General features: G+C 33.7%; 22 protein-coding genes. All 22 read right to left on the reverse strand.

Going from position 1 to position 21,115, the window contains the following annotated elements:
- Nucleotides 1-156: 156 nt before the first annotated feature.
- The 22 genes from QO200_RS06380 to QO200_RS06485 all read right to left on the reverse strand — a co-directional run bounded on the left by QO200_RS06380 (nucleotide 157) and on the right by QO200_RS06485 (nucleotide 21,110).
- Complete coding sequence (locus tag QO200_RS06380) at nucleotides 157-1,446, reverse strand: murein hydrolase activator EnvC (RefSeq protein ID WP_371537849.1); 1,290 nt, start codon at nucleotides 1,444-1,446, stop codon at nucleotides 157-159.
- 23 nt (nucleotides 1,447-1,469) lie between these two features.
- Nucleotides 1,470-2,240 carry a DUF4292 domain-containing protein gene (locus tag QO200_RS06385; protein ID WP_371537851.1) on the reverse strand — a complete coding sequence of 257 codons (771 nt, stop codon included), beginning with the start codon at nucleotides 2,238-2,240 and terminating at the stop codon, nucleotides 1,470-1,472.
- Between the two features lie 7 nt (nucleotides 2,241-2,247).
- Complete coding sequence (locus QO200_RS06390; RefSeq protein ID WP_371537854.1) at nucleotides 2,248-3,591, reverse strand: tetratricopeptide repeat protein; 1,344 nt, start codon at nucleotides 3,589-3,591, stop codon at nucleotides 2,248-2,250.
- A 224-nt stretch (nucleotides 3,592-3,815) separates the two neighbouring features.
- Nucleotides 3,816-4,832 (reverse strand): sugar phosphate nucleotidyltransferase, encoded by a 1,017-nt coding sequence (locus QO200_RS06395; RefSeq protein ID WP_371537856.1) that lies wholly within the window; start codon nucleotides 4,830-4,832, stop codon nucleotides 3,816-3,818.
- Nucleotides 4,833-5,009: 177 nt separating this feature from the next.
- The gene (dut, locus tag QO200_RS06400) at nucleotides 5,010-5,444 is read right to left on the reverse strand and encodes a dUTP diphosphatase (protein WP_371537858.1); all 435 of its coding nucleotides are present in this window, start codon (nucleotides 5,442-5,444) and stop codon (nucleotides 5,010-5,012) included.
- Nucleotides 5,445-5,587: 143 nt separating this feature from the next.
- Nucleotides 5,588-7,045: a lipopolysaccharide biosynthesis protein gene (locus tag QO200_RS06405; RefSeq protein WP_371537862.1), complete on the reverse strand. Its 1,458-nt coding sequence runs from the start codon at nucleotides 7,043-7,045 to the stop codon at nucleotides 5,588-5,590.
- 38 nt (nucleotides 7,046-7,083) lie between these two features.
- The gene (locus QO200_RS06410) at nucleotides 7,084-7,581 is read right to left on the reverse strand and encodes a hypothetical protein (RefSeq protein WP_371537864.1); all 498 of its coding nucleotides are present in this window, start codon (nucleotides 7,579-7,581) and stop codon (nucleotides 7,084-7,086) included.
- Nucleotides 7,582-7,592: 11 nt separating this feature from the next.
- Nucleotides 7,593-7,997, reverse strand: a complete 405-nt coding sequence (locus tag QO200_RS06415) for a GNAT family N-acetyltransferase (protein WP_371538249.1) — start codon at nucleotides 7,995-7,997, stop codon at nucleotides 7,593-7,595.
- 490 nt (nucleotides 7,998-8,487) lie between these two features.
- Nucleotides 8,488-9,348: an ATP synthase F1 subunit gamma gene (atpG, locus tag QO200_RS06420; protein WP_371537866.1), complete on the reverse strand. Its 861-nt coding sequence runs from the start codon at nucleotides 9,346-9,348 to the stop codon at nucleotides 8,488-8,490.
- A gap of 93 nt (nucleotides 9,349-9,441) precedes the next feature.
- Nucleotides 9,442-11,019, reverse strand: coding sequence for a F0F1 ATP synthase subunit alpha (gene atpA, locus QO200_RS06425; protein WP_371537869.1), 1,578 nt, complete (start codon nucleotides 11,017-11,019; stop codon nucleotides 9,442-9,444).
- Between the two features lie 38 nt (nucleotides 11,020-11,057).
- On the reverse strand, nucleotides 11,058-11,591 hold the full coding sequence (gene atpH, locus QO200_RS06430) for an ATP synthase F1 subunit delta (RefSeq protein ID WP_371537872.1): 534 nt from the start codon (nucleotides 11,589-11,591) through the stop codon (nucleotides 11,058-11,060).
- 4 nt (nucleotides 11,592-11,595) lie between these two features.
- Entirely contained in the window at nucleotides 11,596-12,096 is a 501-nt protein-coding gene (locus QO200_RS06435; RefSeq protein ID WP_371537873.1) for a F0F1 ATP synthase subunit B, read from the reverse strand.
- 88 nt (nucleotides 12,097-12,184) lie between these two features.
- Nucleotides 12,185-12,376: an ATP synthase F0 subunit C gene (atpE, locus tag QO200_RS06440; protein WP_371537875.1), complete on the reverse strand. Its 192-nt coding sequence runs from the start codon at nucleotides 12,374-12,376 to the stop codon at nucleotides 12,185-12,187.
- 34 nt (nucleotides 12,377-12,410) lie between these two features.
- Nucleotides 12,411-13,565 carry a F0F1 ATP synthase subunit A gene (gene atpB / locus QO200_RS06445; protein ID WP_371538252.1) on the reverse strand — a complete coding sequence of 385 codons (1,155 nt, stop codon included), beginning with the start codon at nucleotides 13,563-13,565 and terminating at the stop codon, nucleotides 12,411-12,413.
- 118 nt (nucleotides 13,566-13,683) lie between these two features.
- Nucleotides 13,684-14,076, reverse strand: a complete 393-nt coding sequence (locus QO200_RS06450; protein ID WP_371537878.1) for a DUF6168 family protein — start codon at nucleotides 14,074-14,076, stop codon at nucleotides 13,684-13,686.
- Between the two features lie 66 nt (nucleotides 14,077-14,142).
- Nucleotides 14,143-14,370 carry an AtpZ/AtpI family protein gene (locus QO200_RS06455; protein WP_371537881.1) on the reverse strand — a complete coding sequence of 76 codons (228 nt, stop codon included), beginning with the start codon at nucleotides 14,368-14,370 and terminating at the stop codon, nucleotides 14,143-14,145.
- Nucleotides 14,339-14,746 (reverse strand): polymer-forming cytoskeletal protein, encoded by a 408-nt coding sequence (locus QO200_RS06460; protein ID WP_371537883.1) that lies wholly within the window; start codon nucleotides 14,744-14,746, stop codon nucleotides 14,339-14,341. Before QO200_RS06460 ends, QO200_RS06455 begins: the two co-directional genes overlap by 32 nt.
- A gap of 2 nt (nucleotides 14,747-14,748) precedes the next feature.
- Nucleotides 14,749-17,388, reverse strand: coding sequence for a tetratricopeptide repeat protein (locus QO200_RS06465; RefSeq protein ID WP_371537886.1), 2,640 nt, complete (start codon nucleotides 17,386-17,388; stop codon nucleotides 14,749-14,751).
- Between the two features lie 87 nt (nucleotides 17,389-17,475).
- Entirely contained in the window at nucleotides 17,476-18,171 is a 696-nt protein-coding gene (locus QO200_RS06470) for an ABC transporter ATP-binding protein (RefSeq protein WP_371537888.1), read from the reverse strand.
- Between the two features lie 40 nt (nucleotides 18,172-18,211).
- Nucleotides 18,212-19,696 (reverse strand): DUF5687 family protein, encoded by a 1,485-nt coding sequence (locus QO200_RS06475; RefSeq protein ID WP_371537891.1) that lies wholly within the window; start codon nucleotides 19,694-19,696, stop codon nucleotides 18,212-18,214.
- A 47-nt stretch (nucleotides 19,697-19,743) separates the two neighbouring features.
- The gene (locus QO200_RS06480) at nucleotides 19,744-20,451 is read right to left on the reverse strand and encodes a hypothetical protein (RefSeq protein ID WP_371537893.1); all 708 of its coding nucleotides are present in this window, start codon (nucleotides 20,449-20,451) and stop codon (nucleotides 19,744-19,746) included.
- Nucleotides 20,448-21,110, reverse strand: a complete 663-nt coding sequence (locus tag QO200_RS06485) for a hypothetical protein (RefSeq protein ID WP_371537896.1) — start codon at nucleotides 21,108-21,110, stop codon at nucleotides 20,448-20,450. Before QO200_RS06485 ends, QO200_RS06480 begins: the two co-directional genes overlap by 4 nt.
- Nucleotides 21,111-21,115: the final 5 nt, after the last annotated feature.

Consider the following 21,115-nt stretch of genomic DNA (forward strand, 5'->3'; position numbering starts at 1 on the left):
TGTAAAATCCTTCAGACCCTAAATCTAACATTTAGTTTTGTTTCATTGCACTATTTTTAAAACTCAGATAGTATCAATCATAACAAAAAAAGCGAATCCTATGATTCGCTTTTTTTGTTATGGCCATTTTAAATAGCACTATAAATAAATTTAAAATTATTTATTGGACAACCATCCTTGCGGATTCGTGTAAGTCGTGTTTTGTAACAATAGAAATTTGATTACCGTTTTACCCGTATCTCCGTTTGTTCTCACTCTTCCTAGACTTTGTTTAATACTTACTTTATCTCCTTTACTCACAGACACCGAACTTAAGTTTTGATAGATGGTGAAATAATCCCCGTGCTGTATCATCACTGCTTTATTTACCGGTGACAGCACCATAACACTAGCTACTTCTCCACCAAAAACCGCTCTGGCCGTAGCACCTTCATTCGTAGTGATTTCGACTCCACTATTATGAATTACTAAGGTATTATATATTGGGTGTGCTTGATCTCCATATCCTAATGATATAAATCCTTTCTCTACCGGCCAAGGAAGGCTTCCTCTGTTTGCTTTAAAACTATCTGCAATCAATTTGTCTTCTGGCGTAAGCTCAATTCTGGAAGAAGATACTGGTGCCTTAGCAACTGCAGCAGCAACCTCTTTTGGCGTCGCATTTGGTTTTTCTGCTAATGCTTTTGCTCTTGCTTTCTCTAATGCCGCTTTTCTATTTGCTTCAGCAATCGCTTCTCTAATCAAGCGGTCAATTTGTTTATCAATTGTTTTAGACTCGCGCTGTTTTTTTCGAATGTCAGATACGATTCTATTTTTATCTTTCTTAATCGAATTCACCAGTTTTTCCTGCTCCTCTTTTTCTTTTACAAGCGTCTCTTTTTCTTTCTTGTTTTCGACTAGCAGTTTTTGTTTGGCTACTTTTTGAATTTTTAATTTATCGTTATAATTAACCAGTTGGGTTGACTTGGTTTTTATTTCTTCTCCTTGATTTTTTCTAAAGCTGGTGTATTGTTTTAAATACTGCGCTCTTTTATAAGCCTGTAAAAAGTTTTCAGCAGATAAGATAAACATCGCCCTACTTTGCTCTGAGCGACTTTTATAAGATTTTACGATCATCTTAGCATAATCTTCTTTGAGAACCAAAAGCTCTTTGTTGAGTTTGTTGATTTTCATCTGATTAATGTACATGTCATTGGCCAAAAGCTTAGTTTGCTTTTCGGTCGTATTGATCAAGGTTTCTTTTAGTCTGATCTTGTTTTTTTGGATCAAAAACACATTCATCGCCGATTTTTCCTTTGATTTAACGTTTTGCAACATCTTCTCATTTTCTCTAATCTCCTTTTGGATTTCGGCTTTTCGTTTTTCTAACTTTTCTTGTTGCGAAGACTGACTCCACATCATAGAAGTCATGCACATAAACAGTAGGCTAAGGAGAAATTTTGGCATCGTAAAAATATATTTTTGCAAATTTACTTAATTATAATTTTATTGTAACCATTTGGAACACTATATGGAAAAGAAAGTTCCTCATTAAACGTAATATTATTGTAATCTAAATCAATTACTGATTTCCCTTTGGGCTGAAACGTATTAATTACCACACTACCCGGCAACATTGCTTCTTTGTATTCCTTGATGTCTGCATAAGCAACTTGAATCATTCTGCCTTCAGCTGTTTGTGTGATTTCTTGTTTTTGCACACTAAAATTTGCTGCGTTGATATAGAATGTTTTTTTTGTATTGCCATTTGCTAAGTCATCTAATCGATACAACTGATCGAATAACGATTCTTTGTATTTTCCTTTCGACAAATCATCCAAGGCTTCCCCTAACAACATGTTTTGAATTTTATTAAAATCTAAATCAGTTCCTAGCCATTGGCTCAAAGCGCTAAAATCACCTTCAAAATAAGTTCCTTTTATTTTTTCATAATAACTCACTGATGTTGGTGTAATGCTTGCTTTTGCCATTGTAATTCCAAGAAAACGAATGCTCACTAGAATCTGCTCGTCTTTCTTAATTCTAATTTCGGCGGTAACATTCTGTGACTGTCTATCATCAGAATATTTAGCATTAGCCTTAATATATAATGTAGAAAAATCACTTTTATTGTTGTAGTGATTCGCTATTATTTTACTCGATTTTAAATAGGTAACCGGAACGGTTGCTTCTGTCACAATCGCTTTCGACTTGCACGAAAACAATAGGACAACTGCCAGTAATGCTAAAAATTTATTCATTTTATTTTTATTTTTTTAATAATTGATTGGCTTTGGAAAAATAGAATTCTTTTTTCTTCACATCTCCTAATCCATTGTAAGCTTCACCAAGTTGTATGTTGAAGTTTATTTCTAATGCGTTGTCGTCTATCAGGTAATCCAATCCCATCTCCAACACTTCTTTTGCTTTTTTAAATTGAGCCAATTGATTGTATGCTAAACCAGAATAGTAATAAAACTGTGGCTGTGCAGGAAAGACATCTACCATATCCATGGCTTTTTTTGCTACTTTAGAAAAGGCCTTAGTTTCTGTGTACGCTTGAAGCAAAAGTAAATTTGTTTCAATATCAGTCTCCGTGCTTTTAGCATTCGCTTTTTCGTAATATCCACTGGCTTTATCCCACTGTTTCTTATTTTGATAAAACTTCCCTATTTCCTTAGACACATTCACTTCTGGATCATTATCAAAATAGCCAATCGCTTTTTCTAAATCAGGAGCAAATTGCGGATTTGCATTTACATAAAGCAAGAATTCATTCAGAATCCGATGTTTAATTTTTGAATCTATTTTGGCACTAGCCAAAGCAATATTCATTGCATTTACAGCTTTTTCTCCTTCATTATTCTCTAAATGGTACTTGAATAAACTCACTTGTGCCCATTCAGATGTTGGTATTGCTGTTTCCAATTTTCGTGCCGTTTCCAACACTTTATCCGTTTCATTGTTTTTAGAGTACAGATAAATCAGCGAAATGTAATTGGATTCCTCTTTGGGGTACTTGCTAATTTGATCAATTAAATTGGTGATTTCAGTATTCTGATATTTCCCCTGAGATAAAATTTGCATTTTGTACGACTCTCGACGATCTGACTTTCCAGACGATTCATTGAGTTCATTGATCAAATCTAATGCTTTATCAAATTGACTAGTGCTCATGTAAAGCGAGGTTAGATCTTCTTTAAATTTAGCATCAAAAGGGATGAGTTTGTTAATCGTTTTTATGGCGTTGACATAGTCTTTCGTCTGATAATCGACATCATACATTCCTACCCAAAACCATTTGTTTGTAGAATCGATTTGCGTGGCATGTTCAAAGGAACTATAGGCATTTTTATAGTCTTTTAAGGCTAAGTAATTCTTCCCTAATTCAAAATGAATGGTAGCATTCTGAGGTTCGATTTTTAAACATTGCTCCAAAGCCAGAATTGCCTTGTCGTAGTTTTCGATCCCTTTTTGCTTTAAGGACTCATAAAAATAATCCTGGAATTTGTCACTATTTGACTTTATTCCTTCTGGTTCCGTTTGTGCCAATAGCAATGCCGAATTGCTTAGCAAAGCAAAAAATAGAATCCATAAAGCCGATTTTTTCATTGACTTATTTAATAAACTACCTCGGGACAGAGCCCACAAGGTATTAGTGAAATAGTAGCCACCGATTTTAAAAAAAATAATCCGTCACTCAAGACCAAAGGTCGAACAGACAAACTAATCTGTGGCAAAAATCGAAGCATCCCTTCTAGGAAACAAATAAAGGTAGTACAACGAAATAGCATTTTTGCGCTCCGGTTAGAAAACGGGAACGCAAAAAATAATTATTATTCTAATACCGAATAATCCCCAATGCTTATACTGGTAAAATCACCGTCAAAATGAACATGATTCCCAATCATCGCATTGTCTAACTTAGCATTACTGATGTGTGCATGTGTTTGAATTAAACTGTTTGTAATCACACTTCCTGTAACATGACTTCCTTTTCCTAGAGAAACATTAGGTCCTACAGTTGAGTTTATTAAAAACACATCTTCTCCGATATAACAAGGTGGAATAATTGTTGAGTTGTCTATTCTAACATTTACAGCCACTAATGCTGCCTCTTCTTTCTGTAAAAAGCCTAACATTCTGGAATTGGTTTCTACAGTTACATTTTTATTTCCGCAGTCCATCCACTCGTCTACATTACCCGTTTTAAAGACTTTTCCTTTGGCCATCATTGCTTTAATCCCATCATTAATTTGGTACTCTCCACCATTTTGAATGTTGTTGTCTAAAACATTTTGAAGTTCCTCTTTTAAAACCCCTACCTCTTTAAAGTAATAGATACCAATAACGGCTAAATCGCTTACAAATTCTTGTGGTTTTTCAACTAGTTCGACAATTTCATTCGCCTCATTTAGTTTTACCACACCATAGGCTTCTGGTTGATCTACTTGTTTTACCCAAATAACAGCGTCTGCTTCAGGATCAAGATCAAAATCAGCTCTGATAAGTGTATCTGCATAAGCAATTACTGCTGGTCCAGAAAGTGATTCTTTGGCACACATAATAGCATGACCTGTTCCTAACGGCTCAAGTTGACGATAAATAGAGGCTTTAGCACCTAAGCTTTCTGCCAATTCTTCTAAACTTTTTACAAGATCATCTCCAAAGAAAGCCGGATCTCCTAATATGAAAGCAACTTCATCAATAGGTTCATCCAGGATTTTGGCGATATCTTCCACTAATCGGTGTACGATTGGTTTTCCAGCAATAGGAATCAATGGTTTTGGAATAGTTAAAGTATGAGGGCGAAGGCGAGAACCACGTCCTGCCATTGGTACTATTATTTTCATTTTTTGTTTTTATTTAAACGAAAAGTTCGCAAAGAATTTTCGCAAAGTTCGCTAAGTTTATTGTTGCTTTATTTTTTTGACGACAAAGATCGCAAGGTTTTACGCAAAGATTGCTATGCTCTGTATATTTCAAATAGCAACTCGATTAAGCGCTGACTGAAAACAGAACACTGAGAACTACTTCACTCCCGTACTTCCGAATCCGCCTTCACCTCGAGAAGTTTCAGATAACTCCTGAACTTCAATCCAGTCTGCGCGTTCGTGTTTAGCGATAATTAGTTGTGCAATACGTTCTCCGTTTTGGATTACAAAAGCTTCATTGGATAAATTTACTAAAATCACACCAATTTCACCACGATAATCGGCGTCAACTGTTCCGGGGCTATTTAATACTGTAATTCCGTTTTTGAAAGCTAGTCCGCTTCTTGGTCGTACTTGTGCTTCGTAGCCTATCGGTAATTCGATAAAAAGACCCGTTTTAATCACTGCGCGTCCTAATGGTGTCAAGGTTACAGATTCTGTAAGATTTGCTCTTAAATCCATTCCTGCCGAGGCTATAGTCTCATAGTTAGGCAAGGCATGTTGTGATTTATTGATAATGTTTATTTTCATGTTTTTTATTTTAATTCAGTGACAGGTCTTGACTTGTTCTACTGATGTTTTTATTTATAGCCCTGATAGTATCGGCATCCTTTTCTTGACTTTTTAGGAAAGAAAAGATATAGCGAATAGCAGGAAATAGCTCCAAACTATTCCTACCCTTTTATAATTTTCAGCAGCGTTTCTTTTTCATTATGGTATATGAAATAAAGGAACACGATTAGTAAACCCACACCAACATAATAATTCTCCCTGAAACCGTAAAAGGATACCGCTGAAAAAGCTATGGATAGTGAGAGATACCCTCCTATTTTTTTTAAGTCGTAAGGAATGGGATAATATTTGTTTCCCAGGTAATAGGAAATAATCATCATACTTCCATAAGCTGCAATTGTTGCTATTGCGGAACCGTAATAACTCATTGTAGGAATCAGTAAAAAGTTGAGCACTAAAGTAATTATGGCACCTACTATGGAAATATAAGCTCCGATGTACGTCTTGTCAATTAACTTGTACCAAACGGAAAGGTTAGTGTAAATTCCCAAAAAGAAATTAGCCAGTATAATCAACGGCACTACTTTCATCGCTTCCCAATAAGAGCTATCGCGAATCATTAATAATTTAAAAAGATCCGCAAAAACGATTACCGACAGTAATATAAAAGATCCGAAGATGACAAAATATTTAGTCACCATCGCATAAGTGTGTGGCGCATTTTTATCAGACGAATGGCTAAAAAAGAAGGGTTCTATTCCTAAAGTATAAGCAGTTCTATACAAAACCATGAACAGTCCTAATTTATAACAGGCAGAATAAACTCCTACCTCTGATTCAGCAATATTAGCTGGTAACAAATTTGCCAAAAGAATTTTATCGAACTGTTCATTAATGGCAAAGGCAATTCCCGCCACCATAATAGGCATTCCATAACGCATCATTCGTTTCCACAAATCAGTATCGAACTTCCAATTCAAGTACACATAATCTGGAGATAACACGACAAAGGTTAGTAGACTCGCTATAATATTTGCTAAAAATATATATCCTATTTGAAAATTATCTACATAAATAGAACGCAAAAAACCATGGGGATTTGCTTCAATTAACATGGGAATATACAGTAAAAAAACTACGCTCAGAATCAGGTTAACCAATACATTTCCAATTTTTATTGCCGCATAAACCATGGGTTTCTGATTGACTCTTAATTTTGAAAATGGGATAATAACTAAGGCATCTAATGCCAAAATCCAAATCGTATAGCCGATATACTGGGAATCGATTCCGGACCAGGTTGCTAAAGAACTCCTAAATAAGAGGGCAATAAATAAAAATATTATGGTACTCCAAAAAATAGAAACCATAGAAGTTTCTACCACTGATTTTTTATTAGATTCCTTGTTATAAAATCTAAAAAAAGCAGTCTCCATTCCATAGGCTAGAATAACATTAAAAAATATCATCCAGGCAAAAATAACAGATACTTTACCGTACTCCGCTTTTGGAAGCAAATCGGTATAAAGCGGAACTAACAAAAAACTGAACATTCTCGGTAAAACTGTAGCGAGTCCGTATATGGCTGTCTGTTTAAAAAGTTTTTTATATAATCCCAAAATGGTACGTCTTATTAATATTTAGAGCACAAAAATAACTATTTCTTTGGTTTAATCCCTGATGGATTAGGAATCATTGGTCTTTCTTTTATTGCCTTGATCTTATAAAAAAAAGTTTTATCATTTTTACTATATTCCAATACCGCCTCGGTTGATTGTAATTCAAATTTGGGTTGGGTTATACTGTGTGCTTTATTTCCGTATTCTTTGAGTGGGTCGCTGTCTAAAACCAAATCATAACTGGCTGGAAACTGGTTGAAATGCGCCTTAAAAGTATATTTGTCTTCTTTTTCTAGTTTCGCTTCTTGATTTTTGAAATAGACCTTATCTAAAATAATTCCTTCTTGCAAAGGTATATTGAACTCAATATAAAAATCGATTCCATTTGGGACTTGACCTTCTACGCTATTCGTTTTTTGGTAATACGCCGCTACTATTTCTTGTGGAAATTTCATTTGATTATCCTGTTTAGAGGCACAAAAAGAAAGGCTACAAGAAATCAACACTAACAACGCTATTTTTATAGTAGAACCCATTGTGAAATGATTTAAGATAACCCTTCTCTATCGAGAATTTTAACGAAGTGAAAGCCTTTTGGTCCATAGCCCTGATTGTAATAAAAACGATGCGCAGTGAAATTTCCTGTAAAAGCATCGAGAACGATCATGGTGCAGACTTCTTCCTTAGCTTTTACATCAATGTAATCTGTCATCATTTTGCCTAGTCCTTTAGAACGATGCTCTGGATGAACAATAAAATTATCAATCTCAATGTATTTACCCGACCATAATTTTGTTCCGGTCCAAAAACCAGTTACAGCAACACTAATGTCGTTTTCAATAACAACCAGTTGCTTATAATTATGAGGAACCATCTCTTTGAGATAGGATTCATATTTTTCTAACGTAAAGGCTGGATAAAGAAACCGCATCAATTCAAAATTGTTAAGCATTTCGACTACGGTGGTAAGTTCTTGTGTTTTCAATGGAGAATGGTTTATAAAACCATAAAAATAGTGAAAAAATAAAGTGGTTAATAAACCCGACAATTAAAGTTGTCATAAATGTTTAATGACACTGTAAGGAAAAGCAATGTACTATTAAATTAAGAACCTTAATTTGTCCTAGTCTCATGAGTAAGATTCGCTGTAATTGATTTATTTTCAGTAGCATGCTATAATTAACCTTTACAAATGCTAAACTATTTATGAAAACAGCATGAACAAAAATTGCAAATTAGCTTTTGACTACACCAATAATTGTTAAGTTTATAAAGCTTAGTTTCGATATCATCTGAGAATAGAATATTGTCTGTAACCCTCTCTTTGTATTTGTTGTCAGCTTTCATTTGCGAAGCGACTCCAGACACAGTTTTAAAAAAAAACTGTTGCATAAAAAAAGCCTCGCGATAGCGAAGCTTTTGTATATTATTATGAACAAATACTATCCGTTCAACGCTTCTGCTCCACCAACGATTTCAAGGATCTCGTTAGTAATTGAAGCTTGACGTGCTTTATTGTAAGTCAATTTCAATTGATTTCTCAACTCAGTTGCATTATCAGTTGCTTTATGCATAGCAGTCATACGAGCACCATGTTCTGAAGCAAATGAATCTCTAATTCCTTTGTATAATTGTGTTTTCAATGATTTTGGAATCAAAGTCAAAACAATTTCTTCCTTAGATGGTTCAAAAATATAATCACTAGTTGAAACCGTCAAATCAGATTTTATTGGTGCCAGCGGTAAAAATTGTTCAACTTGAACGATTTGAGTAGCTGCATTTTTAAATTGATTGTAAATCAATTCAATTTTATCATATTCTCCAGAAAGGAACTTCTCAGTTAACGTGTCTGCTATTAAAGCTACATTATCAAAAGTTAAGTCATCAAAAACTGCACTTTGATTGTCAATTACAGTATTAGTTTTAACCAAAACATCATTTCCTTTTTTACCTACTGCAAAAATATCCACTTGTTTTCCTGCATAGAATCCAGAACGGGTTTTAGCTGCCTTAATTACATTCGAATTAAATGCACCACATAAACCTCTATTTGAAGTAATAGCAACAACCAATACCTTTTTAATTTCACGTTGTGTAGTAAACTCTGCACCTGTTCCACCTTCTAGTGTAGAGGAAAGATTTTGTAATAATTCCGTTAATTTTTCGGCATAAGGGCGCATGGCTGTAATTGCATCTTGTGCTTTCTTTAGCTTTGCTGCAGAAACCATTTTCATCGCAGATGTGATTTGCATCGTAGATGAAACGGAAGTAATTCTATTACGGATTTCCTTTAAATTTGCCATTTATTTTTTTCTATTATGAATTATAAATTTTGAATTTTAAATTATAAAAAGACTGGCTTCTCCTAATTTAAAATTCAAAACTTAAAATAACTTCTAGTTATATTTTGCTGAAATTTCTTTTGCTACAGTTTGGATTACATCTGTAATTTCATCTGTAAGTTTCCCTGCTTTCAAAGCATCTAGAGTTGCTCTGTGTTTATTGTTAAGGAATTCCAAGAAATCTTTCTCAAATTCTTTTACTTTATTCACAGGAACATTTCTCAATAGGTTTTTTGAACCAGCGTATATAATCGCAACTTGATCTTCTACTGTATAAGGATCATTCAAACCTTGTTTCAAGATCTCAACGTTTCTTCTACCTTTTTCAATTACGTTTAAAGTAACTGCATCTAAGTCAGAACCAAATTTAGCAAACGCTTCCAATTCACGGAATTGTGCTTGATCTAGTTTCAAAGTACCTGCTACTTTTTTCATTGATTTAATTTGTGCATTTCCTCCAACACGAGATACCGAGATACCTACGTTGATCGCTGGACGCACCCCAGAGTTAAACAAATCTCCATCAAGGAAAATTTGACCATCTGTAATCGAAATTACATTTGTTGGGATATATGCAGAAACGTCACCAGCTTGAGTTTCGATAATTGGTAGCGCCGTTAATGAACCACCACCTTTTACGATTGGTTTCAATGAATCTGGTAAGTCATTCATGTTTTTAGCAATTCCATCATCAGCAATTACTTTACAAGCACGCTCTAATAAACGACTGTGTAAGTAAAATACATCTCCAGGATATGCTTCACGTCCCGGTGGTCTTCTTAATAAAAGAGAAACCTCACGGTAAGCAACAGCTTGTTTAGATAAATCATCATAAACAATTAAAGCTGGACGACCAGAATCTCTAAAATATTCTCCAATTGCAGCACCTGCGAAAGGAGCATATACTTGCATCGGAGCAGGATCAGAAGCATTAGCAGCAACAATAATGGTATAAGCCATTGCTCCTTTTTCTTCTAACATTTTAGCAATTCCTGCTACAGTTGACGCTTTTTGTCCAATTGCAACATATATACAAAATACAGGTTTTCCTGCATCGTAAAATTCTTTTTGATTTAAGATAGTATCGATGCAAACAGTTGATTTACCTGTTTGACGGTCACCAATAACTAGCTCACGTTGTCCACGACCAACTGGGATCATAGCATCTACTGCTTTAATTCCTGTTTGTAATGGTTCAGTTACTGGTTGACGGAAGATAACTCCAGGAGCTTTTCTTTCCAAAGGCATTTCGTATAAATCTCCACCAATTGGTCCTTTTCCATCAATTGGAAAACCAAGAGTGTTAACTACACGTCCTACCATTTGCTCTCCAACTTTAAGAGAAGCAATACGTTGCGTTCTTTTTGCAATAGAACCTTCTTTGATTCCTGTTGATGGTCCTAAAAGTACCACCCCAACATTGTCTTCTTCAAGATTCAATACAATAGCTTCTAAACCATTGTCAAATTCTACTAACTCACCGTATTGAACATTCGAAAGCCCGTAAATACGAGCAATACCATCTCCAACTTGAAGTACTGTTCCTACTTCCTCTAGCGTAGCGCCAGATTCAAAACCTTCTACTTGCTTTCTTAATATTGCTGAAATTTCAGCAGGTTTGATTTCCGCCATCTTAATTTATAATTTAGACACTTAAATGTGCAATAAAACTAGTTACTTAATTCTCTTTTTAATACTTGTAATCTGTTGGCTACCGAAGCATTGTACTGCTGGTCACCTATTCTTAAAATAAACCCACCAATGATTGAAGGATCTACGTTACTTTCTATCGTAATTTTTTTATCTGATAAGCTTGCTATCTTAGCTAATACTTTAGCTTCTAAAGCCGCATCCATAGGAACCGCAGTAGTGACTTTAGCTATTTGAACACCATTCATGATATCAAATAACTTTCTATATTCTAACGCTATTGTTTCTAAAATTTCGAATCTTTTGTTTTCGAATAACAAATGAAACAAACTTTTAGTTACACTATTAGTACTTGCAAAAACTTCCATTAAGGCATTTTCCTTAACCTCTACTTTTAAAGTAGGGTTTTGGATAAAAGTGCTCAATTCTAGGTTCCCACCTATAGTTGAAGCGATAGAATTCATATCATCACTTACTGCTTCAGCCACTCCCTTAGATTGTGCTATCTCCAGAATTGCTTTTGCATAACGAATTGCTGCTCTTGTATTTGCCATAATCTTAGTTTAACTTTACGTCACCTAACATCTTCTCAACTAATTTAGTTTGAGCTTCTTTATTAGATAATTCGTCTTTCAATAATTTTTCTGCGATATTCAATGACAAAGTAGAAACTTGTAGTTTCAATTCAGCCATAGCTGCATTTTTCTCACCTTCAATTGCTGCTTTTGCTTGCTCAATCATTTTTAGTCCTTGAACTTGAGCTTCACTTTTTGCGTCAGCAAGCATTTTCTCTTTAATTTCACGAGCATCTTTAAGCATGTTGTCACGCTCTAATCTTGCTTCTTGCAAAATACGTTGGTTATCTGCTTGTAAGTTTTGCATTTCTTTTCTTGCGTTCTCAGCAGAAAGCAAAGCATTTTTTATACCATCTTCTCTTTCATTAACTGCATCAAGAATAGGTTTCCATGCGAATTTTTTAAGTAAAAATATTAATCCTAAAAATATTAAAACTTGCCAAACGAACAACCCTAATTCAAACTGATTTATTAATTTTTCCATATCAATGTATCTCTAAAAATATTTAATTTTTTTTAATAAAACAGGAGTCACAACCAACCGTTGCGACTACTGTTTTTTTAAGTTTTAATTAAGCTGCGAATAACGCTGCGAAACCAATACCTTCAATAAGTGCAGCTGCAATAAGCATAGCTGTTTGGATTTTTCCAGATGCTTCTGGTTGACGAGCGATAGCGTCCATTGCTGAACCACCAATTCTACCAATACCTAAAGCTGCTCCGATTACGATTAATCCTGCACCAATAAAATTCAAACCTTCCATAATATATATAATTAAAAATTAAACATTCAATTTATTAGTGCGCCTCCTCATGGTGGTGCTCTTCTACTGCTGAACCAAAATACAGCGCTGATAACAATGTGAAAATATAAGCTTGTAAGAATGCTACCAAAATCTCTAGGATAGAAAGTGCAAATGACAAACCAAATGATAAACTACTTCCTAACCAGCTTTTGAAAATAAACATTAAACCAATAATACTCATCAAAACGATATGTCCTGCAAAGATATTTGCATACAAACGAATCATTAATGAAAAAGGCTTAATTATAACTCCTAATAACTCAATAGGCGCTAATACGATACGCATTATCTTTGGTACCCCTGGCATCCAGAAAATGTGACCCCAATAGTTTCTATTAGCCGTAAGGTTAGTAATTAAAAATGTCATGATTGCTAATGCAAATGTAATCGTTAAATTACCAGTAACATTTATACCGAAAGGCATCAATCCAAAAATATTCAAGAACAATACAAAGAAAAATATAGTCAATAAATAACTCATGTATCTCTTGTAGTGTTTTTCTCCAATGTTAGGAATAGCTATTTCATCACGAATAAAAAGAACCACTGGTTCAAATATTCTTCCCCCTCCAGAAGCAATTCCGCCATTTTTAGAATAAGTCCTTGCCAAACCGGCAAATAGGAACACCATTAGAAAAGAAGCTATGAATATAGATAAAACTGTTTTTGTGATTGAGAAATCAATAGGACGCTCATTTACAGGAAAACCTGTTTTTTCGTCTTCTGTTATTTTTCCTGAAGCATCCGTTTTGTATATTTTTCCATCATGATGATTAATCGCGTAGAAATTACCGTTAGATTCGGCAACTGCTTCTCCGTGTTCAAATTTTGAAGATGAAAAGAAATGTATACCATTATCCCAAAGAATTACCGGTAAAGAGAAACCATAATGTTTTCCTTCTACCTCATCAGAGAAAAAAGTAAAGTCATGAGAGTCTAAAACGTGATGACCAATGAATGCTTTAATTTTAGATTTTACATCTGTAGGTTCAGCATGAGCTCCTTCATGGCTTAGTTCTGTTGTTTCGTGTGCAACTTCAGTGTGAACTTTTACAGAATCCACTTCAGGATTTGCAAAACTCATTAAAGGAAGACACGCTACTAAAGTCGCCATTATAAATCTAAGTGGTCTGTTTGAAATCACCATAACTGTTAAATATCTTAATTTTTTACGTTTCTGAAATTTGGTGCAAATGTACATTTTTTATTATTCTTCGAAAGAATATATAAAATTATTTTTTTCAATCCTTCCTATTTTTGCTAATCTATTGCTTTTCGTTTAATATTCGTATGGTTAAAACGGTCTCTATTAACAAAAAAAGAATAAACATCCCAAAAAAATTAATTTTCTCTATTGAATTATCATATGCTGTAACGTGCAAGATAGGTTTTAATATCAAATAACAAAATACCATTTTAATACTTGTTCCTAAAAGAAAAGACATACCTACGTTATCAAAGCTTTTTTCTTTCACTTTTAGCAAAACAATGAATATCAGAGTGGACATACCAAAAAATAATAAATAGAGCACTTCAATCGAATACTGAAATGGCGCAACATTAATTTTTAAAACGTAGAAAATGAATTTATGTAACAAATAAGCCACTATGGCTAGGAGGGTTAAATTTAGTAGAGGCTTTTGATTTTTTAAATTCATGTTGTGTTTATTTGGTCTTCAAGACACAAAGACTCGAGACTTAATTTACTTTTGTTGTTTAAAATTTTATTGAGATTTATTGATTTCGTTCACTTGTCTTATCACGTTGTATAAAGCGAGAGCGACACCAACCATGACAAGGATTTTATTGTAATATACTTTAGGATTAGGGTAATTTTCATCAAGCCAGTTACCTCCATAAGCAAACAAAAAAATGATAACCCCCATTTGAATAGGAATATTAATTAAAGCTAACCATTTGCTAGCTTGTTTTTTGTTGGGTTTCTTTTCCATCGGTTAATAAGAAATTTTCTTCATTAATCTTCATTATGCAGGATGCGCTAAAATCAGCCCCCGGTTCCACAGATAACTTTCCTACGGTCACTTCACCGTTGATACTAGCTTTAGATTTTACGTTCAGGATTTCAGCAACACGAATAGTCCCTTCAAATTTTCCTTCGATATCTGCATTTTTACAGTTAATATCACCCGTTACGCTTCCAGCAGGGCCTATTACTAATTTTCCGGTAGACTGAAAGTTTCCTATCAATTCTCCGTCAAGCCTAAAATCAGCCTGAGAAACGATATCTCCTTTTATAATTGTTCCTTCTACTATTCTATTCGTTTTTCCTAAAAGCTCCGTATAGGGCTTTGCTTTTCTATTAAACATTTTTAGTCTTTTTTTAACCCTAAATAAATATCTAGATTTTTTTTAATTTGGATTACTTTATAATTTTCATTCGTAAGAATAACCGCTGGTATTGCTATTTTAAAATCCTTATTTTCTCTTAGAATGGAACTAATATTTCTGGCATATGCTTCTGAATTTATACCGTAAATTACTATAAAATTTTCTGTATCGCTATACCCGTCTAATGAATAATTTAAATCCTGAAAGTTTGCTGCGGTCATGAATTTTTTAATCTTTTCTTCCATCGATTTTGTATCTTTTTCATCTGATACCGGCACTTTGTAGAGTACTTTCCAGTTTTTAGTATCTGTCGTTGTAAAATCTAATTGTTCTAAAAAAGGAATTTGGCTCTTCACAATTTCCTGCGCTTTTTTACCCTCTTCCGTATTTGGATAATTATCTGCCACAAACTGTAATGCGTTTTTATAAGCTACTAATCCTTTCAATTTCCCAATAGCATTCGCTTTCAAAAACTCGAATTTTGATACGATTTCATCACCAGAAAACTGACTGATTAAATCCTCCGTTTTTTCTAAAACAGATATAAACTGTCCCTCTTCATATTGTTTATATAAGGCATCATAAACTCCTTCGGGGGTGTCTTTCAAATTAGTTCCCGCTGGATTTGTATTGTTTATTATTTGAGCATAACGAGAGTCTGGAAACTGGGAATTAATCCTATCTTTCATTGCTTCCGCTTTACTGCTATTTGTTATTTGGTATATCTTGTATAGATTATACATTGTAGGAAGAATCAATTTTTCTTCTGGACTATTTTGCAATAACTGCTCTAGCTTGTTCGCCGCTAGTTCATATTCTTTGAATTTTTCCTTATAAATCACTCCAAGTTGGTAATAGGCTGTATTGCGCTCTTTCCCTATGCTATCAATTGTAGATTTCGTACTTGGAAGTTGTTTTAAATAAAAATCAGTAGTGTACTCTTCGACTATGACTATATTATTTTCTTCCTCTCTCAACTTATCACCCGTCTGTGCTGGATTACTATTCAACGTGTCTTTTGAAACCACATTCGCTTTAGCTGTTGACGAAAGTCTCCAATTGCCAACTGAACTTCTATTCCCCCATATTTTTTTGAATTCCACTTTCCCAAAAGAAACAGTCGTAGGATTGTAAAAATAGAAAACACTTGTAGTTGCATTAGATAATCCCATAGAAGGTGGTGCAAACGGTGATAAAGGATCTACATTCCCTCCGTTTTTAACAGAAACTGCAGGATCAGCAGCCATTGAATTATTATTTTTTTCTCTGTTTTCTTGCTTCTCTTTCAATTTTTCTTCTGCAATTCTTCTAGCTTCGTCCTTCTTTTTTAAGGTATCAATATAATTTTCGAAATAAGAAATTCTGCCACCTTCCGACATGGAAACAACATGTAAAATACTATCATTTCTTGTTGCAACCGATTCGTACAAAATTACTTCGTCTAAGTCTTTTCTAATTTTTTGAATGTGAACAAACTCTCTTGTCTTAAGATCAAGATTCACTAAGGTACTGTCGTAATATTTTGCTGCCATAGGATATGCAGCATTTCTAAAATACATATTCCCTATATTTCTATAATTTGACGCTACTAAATACTGGTCAGCAGTTGATTTTTTTAATGAAGTATTATAAAAATCTAATGCTTTCTTTTGATTGTCCTGTTTGTCATAAAAAACACCCATCTGATAATTTAATACATCTAGGAATGGTCTGTTTTCTCTGTCGGCAATTAATTTTCTATAGTTTTTCAAAAAGGCGGTAGTGTCCCCGTTTTGATAATCAAACAACTGTGCTCTTCTGGCTTGCGCTTGAATAACGTATTTTCTTTCTGACTTGCGATTCATACCTATCACCGCTTCGTAGTTGTAGATCGCACTGTCTTTTTTACCTAACTCTTCGTAAAGTTGCCCGAGTATAAATCGATATCTTGCTTTTTCTTTGTTTTGTTTGGTGAATTTCTCAGCTACTTTCAATTTAATCAAAGCCGAATCCTTTTCTTCTAAGTTCAAATACGCTTCAGATAGAAGAGCATTTACATTAGCGATAACCTGATTTTTAAGTTTGTGTTCCTTTAACAGATATGTCATATTATTGACAACCAAAGCGTCGTTACCCAAGCGCATATTGGTTTTTCCGCGCCAAATCTTTGCTTCATAAATCCTGCTACTATTGGGGTATTTGTATAGAATATAATTGAAGGCGTCTAATGCAGGAATAAATCTTTGATCGTAGTATCTGGCTTTACCCAAAAGTAAATAAGCTTCGTCAATTTGGAAGTTTCTTTCTCTTCCGTCGATGTTCATGGAATGCTTCTGAATGGCTTTAGTAGCCTTAGTTTCGGCCAATTCAAAATCAGCATTTTTCGGTTTTTCTTGTGTAGTAACTTCATCCGTTATTTGCATTCTTTCGATAGGCAAACGTTTCCAGAAATTATCTTTGCTATTAGCTTCTATCGCTAGAATACCTTTATCTAAGCCAATTCCTCCATTGTACAAAATATTATATTTAGTACTCAGTGCATGAGAATTTCGAGATAAAAAACTGTTGTTCCTCGTAGAACAGGCTACCAAAAAGCACAAAAAGCCTACTGGGATTGAATATTTAAATATATTGGTTTTCAAATGGTACCGTTTTTATCATTAAACTTTTTAAAAAGCTTTTTAGTATAATGACTGGTAAAAATACGTTTCTTTTTGAAATATGGAAGTTTAAACCGCGAAAAACATCTCTAGCTCCTGCAGCGTTTCAGTAGAGGTTTGAATATCTTTTACAATTTCTCCTTTATTTAAAGCTACTATTCGATCACAAACCTCTACGGTGTGTTGTAAATCATGGCTTGAAACTAAAATTGTGATCTCAGGATTTTCAGCAAGTTCCTTAATTACTTTTTTCAAACGATTAACGGTCGTAGGGTCTAAATTAGCAAAAGGTTCGTCAAGAATAACTACTTCCGGATTGCCTATCAAAGTCGCAATTATACCTACTTTTTTTTGGTTTCCTTTAGATAAGTCACGCAAGTACTTTTTGTTTTTCAGAATTTCACCATTAAAAAATTCTTCATATTTATCTAATAAAGCATCAATATCAGCCTTATTTTGACCGCGTAAATCACCAATAAAATAGAAATATTCTTCCGGTGTCAGATAGCCTATCAAGAAGCTTTCGTCAATAAATGCAGCAGTAAAAGGTTTCCAGTCTTCACTAGCGTTTACTAAAATACCATTGTTTACTATATTCCCAGTTGACGGTTGGATTAAATCCAAAAGCAAACTAAAAAAGGTTGTCTTTCCGGCACCGTTATTTCCCACAAGACCCAAACTTTGTCCTTTTGGGATTTCAAGGTTTTCGATATTTAAAACTGTAGTTCCGTTATATTTTTTTGAAAGCTGATTTACCTGTATCATTATTGTTTTATGTATTGTGATGACTCTGGAGTTATCATTACTAATTTTCTTGTTGTTTGAAACCGTTTATCGTAGCGTATTTCCTTTTAGTATAGCCTGCTGCTATTTTATTTAAAAAATAATTTCTCAGTACTAATCCAATAATCCCAATTATAGCAATTGCAATTATAGCAGCCTCAGCATTTACCAGTTTATAAATACCATAAAAAATCAAGGTGGGAATCAACATTAAAGGCAATCCTACAATCCATTGTGTCGCTCCTGTCCCCTGGTAATTCATGAACGGACTTTTCTCTAAATCAATTCTTTTTTTATTATACGAACCTGCAAATAATAAAATGGGGATATTGATCCCTAAATTATAAGTAGCACAGGCTAAATTTATGGCCAAAATTTTCCAACCAAAATAAAGATAAGGCGTACTTAAAATCGCCAAAATCACTACAGAAACAGACATTAATCCTGCCTTTGAAGCTAAATATTGTTTCATAGGGATGTTTTGTGACATCATCATTCCGTAATAATTACTGTCCCACGAAGGAACGAATTGCCCGTAATTCAACATGAATACTCCAGTCATTAAAATTCCAACCAATACAAAAAATGGAGAAATACCTTTGTAACTAGGATTTGTGTAAATCATTAAACCGTAGGCCAAGAAAATTAAAGAAATCCAAATTGTGGTTTTTGGTCTTTTGTTTCTCCAAATCATTTTAAGATCTAATTGCAAGAAGGGTGCAATCTCGCCAAAACGCTTCGTCCAACTTAAGTCAGATGTTTTTGCCTCCTCCACTTTTGACTGTAACGAACTATCCAAATAGAAATTACTTTTTAGATACTTGAAATTTAGAAAGTACAAACCCCCTAAAATCAAAATGGGGACTAAAACCAAAATGGGTTGCAGCACCAAATTATCAAGAACAACTCCTGAAAGCGTCGTTATTTTAAAAACTCCAAAATAATCTAAACCAAAAAACAGCAACCCTAAAGCTACAAAAGGAAGAAATGCTTTGATATTCTCGGCAAATTTCTTCTTAATTAAAAAGTTGGCATAGTTAACAATTAACGCTAAAAGATACATCCCAAACATCCATACAATCATAGTAACTGGATCGTAATTTCCTTCGATAATGTTGAAAATCCCAAAAGGAATAATCACTAATAGCGGAAAGATGTTATAAATTGAAGTCAGACTCTTCAATAACACAAAATGGATTACCGCTTCTTTCTTAATGGGCAATACTAATAATGGTTTGATATTCATTACCGGTAGACTTTGCATAAAAAAACGGAAAACAAGTTCTATAGCCAACCAAAAAAATACAAAACTATTCACAATAGCCAATGGTTTTTGACCTGGAAAAGTTTTTTCTAACAGTGGGTATAAAGAAACACCTAATACTAAAAAAACAAGTAAAAAATAAACCACTAAAAAACCCATCAGAATTTTAAGCCCGATACTTTTCCCCACACTTGCTGAGCGGAAGAAAGATTTCAATTCTAAATCTATAAAATGTTTGAACATAGTTTAATGGTTTAGTTTTATTGTAAGTATTTAAAAGTAAGAAAATGTTACAGTCTTTCTAATTTATATTCTGGATAAGTGGCCAATAAGTAATCTTCTGCCTTAGATGGAATAACTTTAAAGATGATGAAAATTACTATAGCCAGAAGGGCAAAAAAGAAACTTAAGCCAAGAATCCAATAGTCGTTTCCAATATACTTTTCACTATGGTAAAAAATACGAGAAAACAGGTTAATTGGAAAACTAATCAGTACTAAAAAACCCCCATATTGATTTATGATTTCTTCAAACAACCATCTTTTCTGTCCCGATTGCAGTTTTTGTTTTTGCTTTTTTTTGCTTTTGAAAATTTCATAAACTGAAAACACTATCAAAATAATAAAAAGCCCCATATAAATCCATTCGCTATAATGGCTTATTTTGAGAATGCTAAATAATACCAGCGTCGTTAAAATTGTCAACACAATCTTAGGGACTCCAAAAAAATCTTTGAAATGTTGCCAAACCAAACGATTGTATTTTTTGCTTAAAACAGCTTGACGTTTTTCGACCACATCCATAAAACCAAAAACACCAAATTTCTTGAATTCTACATTTAGGGCTTGGTCAAAAGTAAGATTAGGATTCTCTTCCCATTGTGCTTCTATCGCATTCGCCAAATGATCCACTAGTTCTGATTGTAAGTCATACCATTCCACATAATGTTGGCGAGTAAAAGTAAACAGCTGGTCTATTTGAGCGGCGGTTAGTTTCATGATTTGTGAATGTTTAGTTTTTTTTCGAATTGAATATGGTTACTCACCAATTGAAAACTTAATAAAAGATGGAATACCATTAAAGATTCAAAAATAACGAGCATTACTTGATTATTAATAGTTGTAGGCGTAGTAAAAAAAATAATTGGATATATGTAAAATAGGTACAACATTACTCTTGTTTTAAAAAGGTGGTTAAATGACGTATTTAATTTTGATTTCCAGATTCTTATGGTACTGAAAGTCAATAATAAATATCCCACAACATATAGAAATCGAACTCCTTTTTGAAATTGAGACGTCAGAAACTGCGGATTATAATATTCTTTAAGAACTAAAAAAGTAACTAAGACAGTTGTACTTATTAAAAACCCGGTAGATAATTGTTTTTTTATTAGAGCAAGCTTTTTATCTAAAATCATTTTTGGGTAGCTATTACTAATTCCTGTAAAAAATGAATTCGAAGGTTTTAATTGTGGCTCCCATCTTTTAAAAACCATTTGTACGTTTTCTTCAAATGAAAGACTATTTCCTTCTGTTAAAACCTCAATTTCTGTAGCAATATGGTCTACTAATTCGAGTTTGATATCGTCATAAACAACTCCGTTTAAAACTAAAGTTTCTTCTATCGTTGTAATTTGTTGGTTGGTTAGTTTCATAGCAA

Source organism: Flavobacterium sp. Arc3 (assembly GCF_041431375.1).
In the GTDB taxonomy this organism is placed as follows: Bacteria; Bacteroidota; Bacteroidia; order Flavobacteriales; family Flavobacteriaceae; genus Flavobacterium.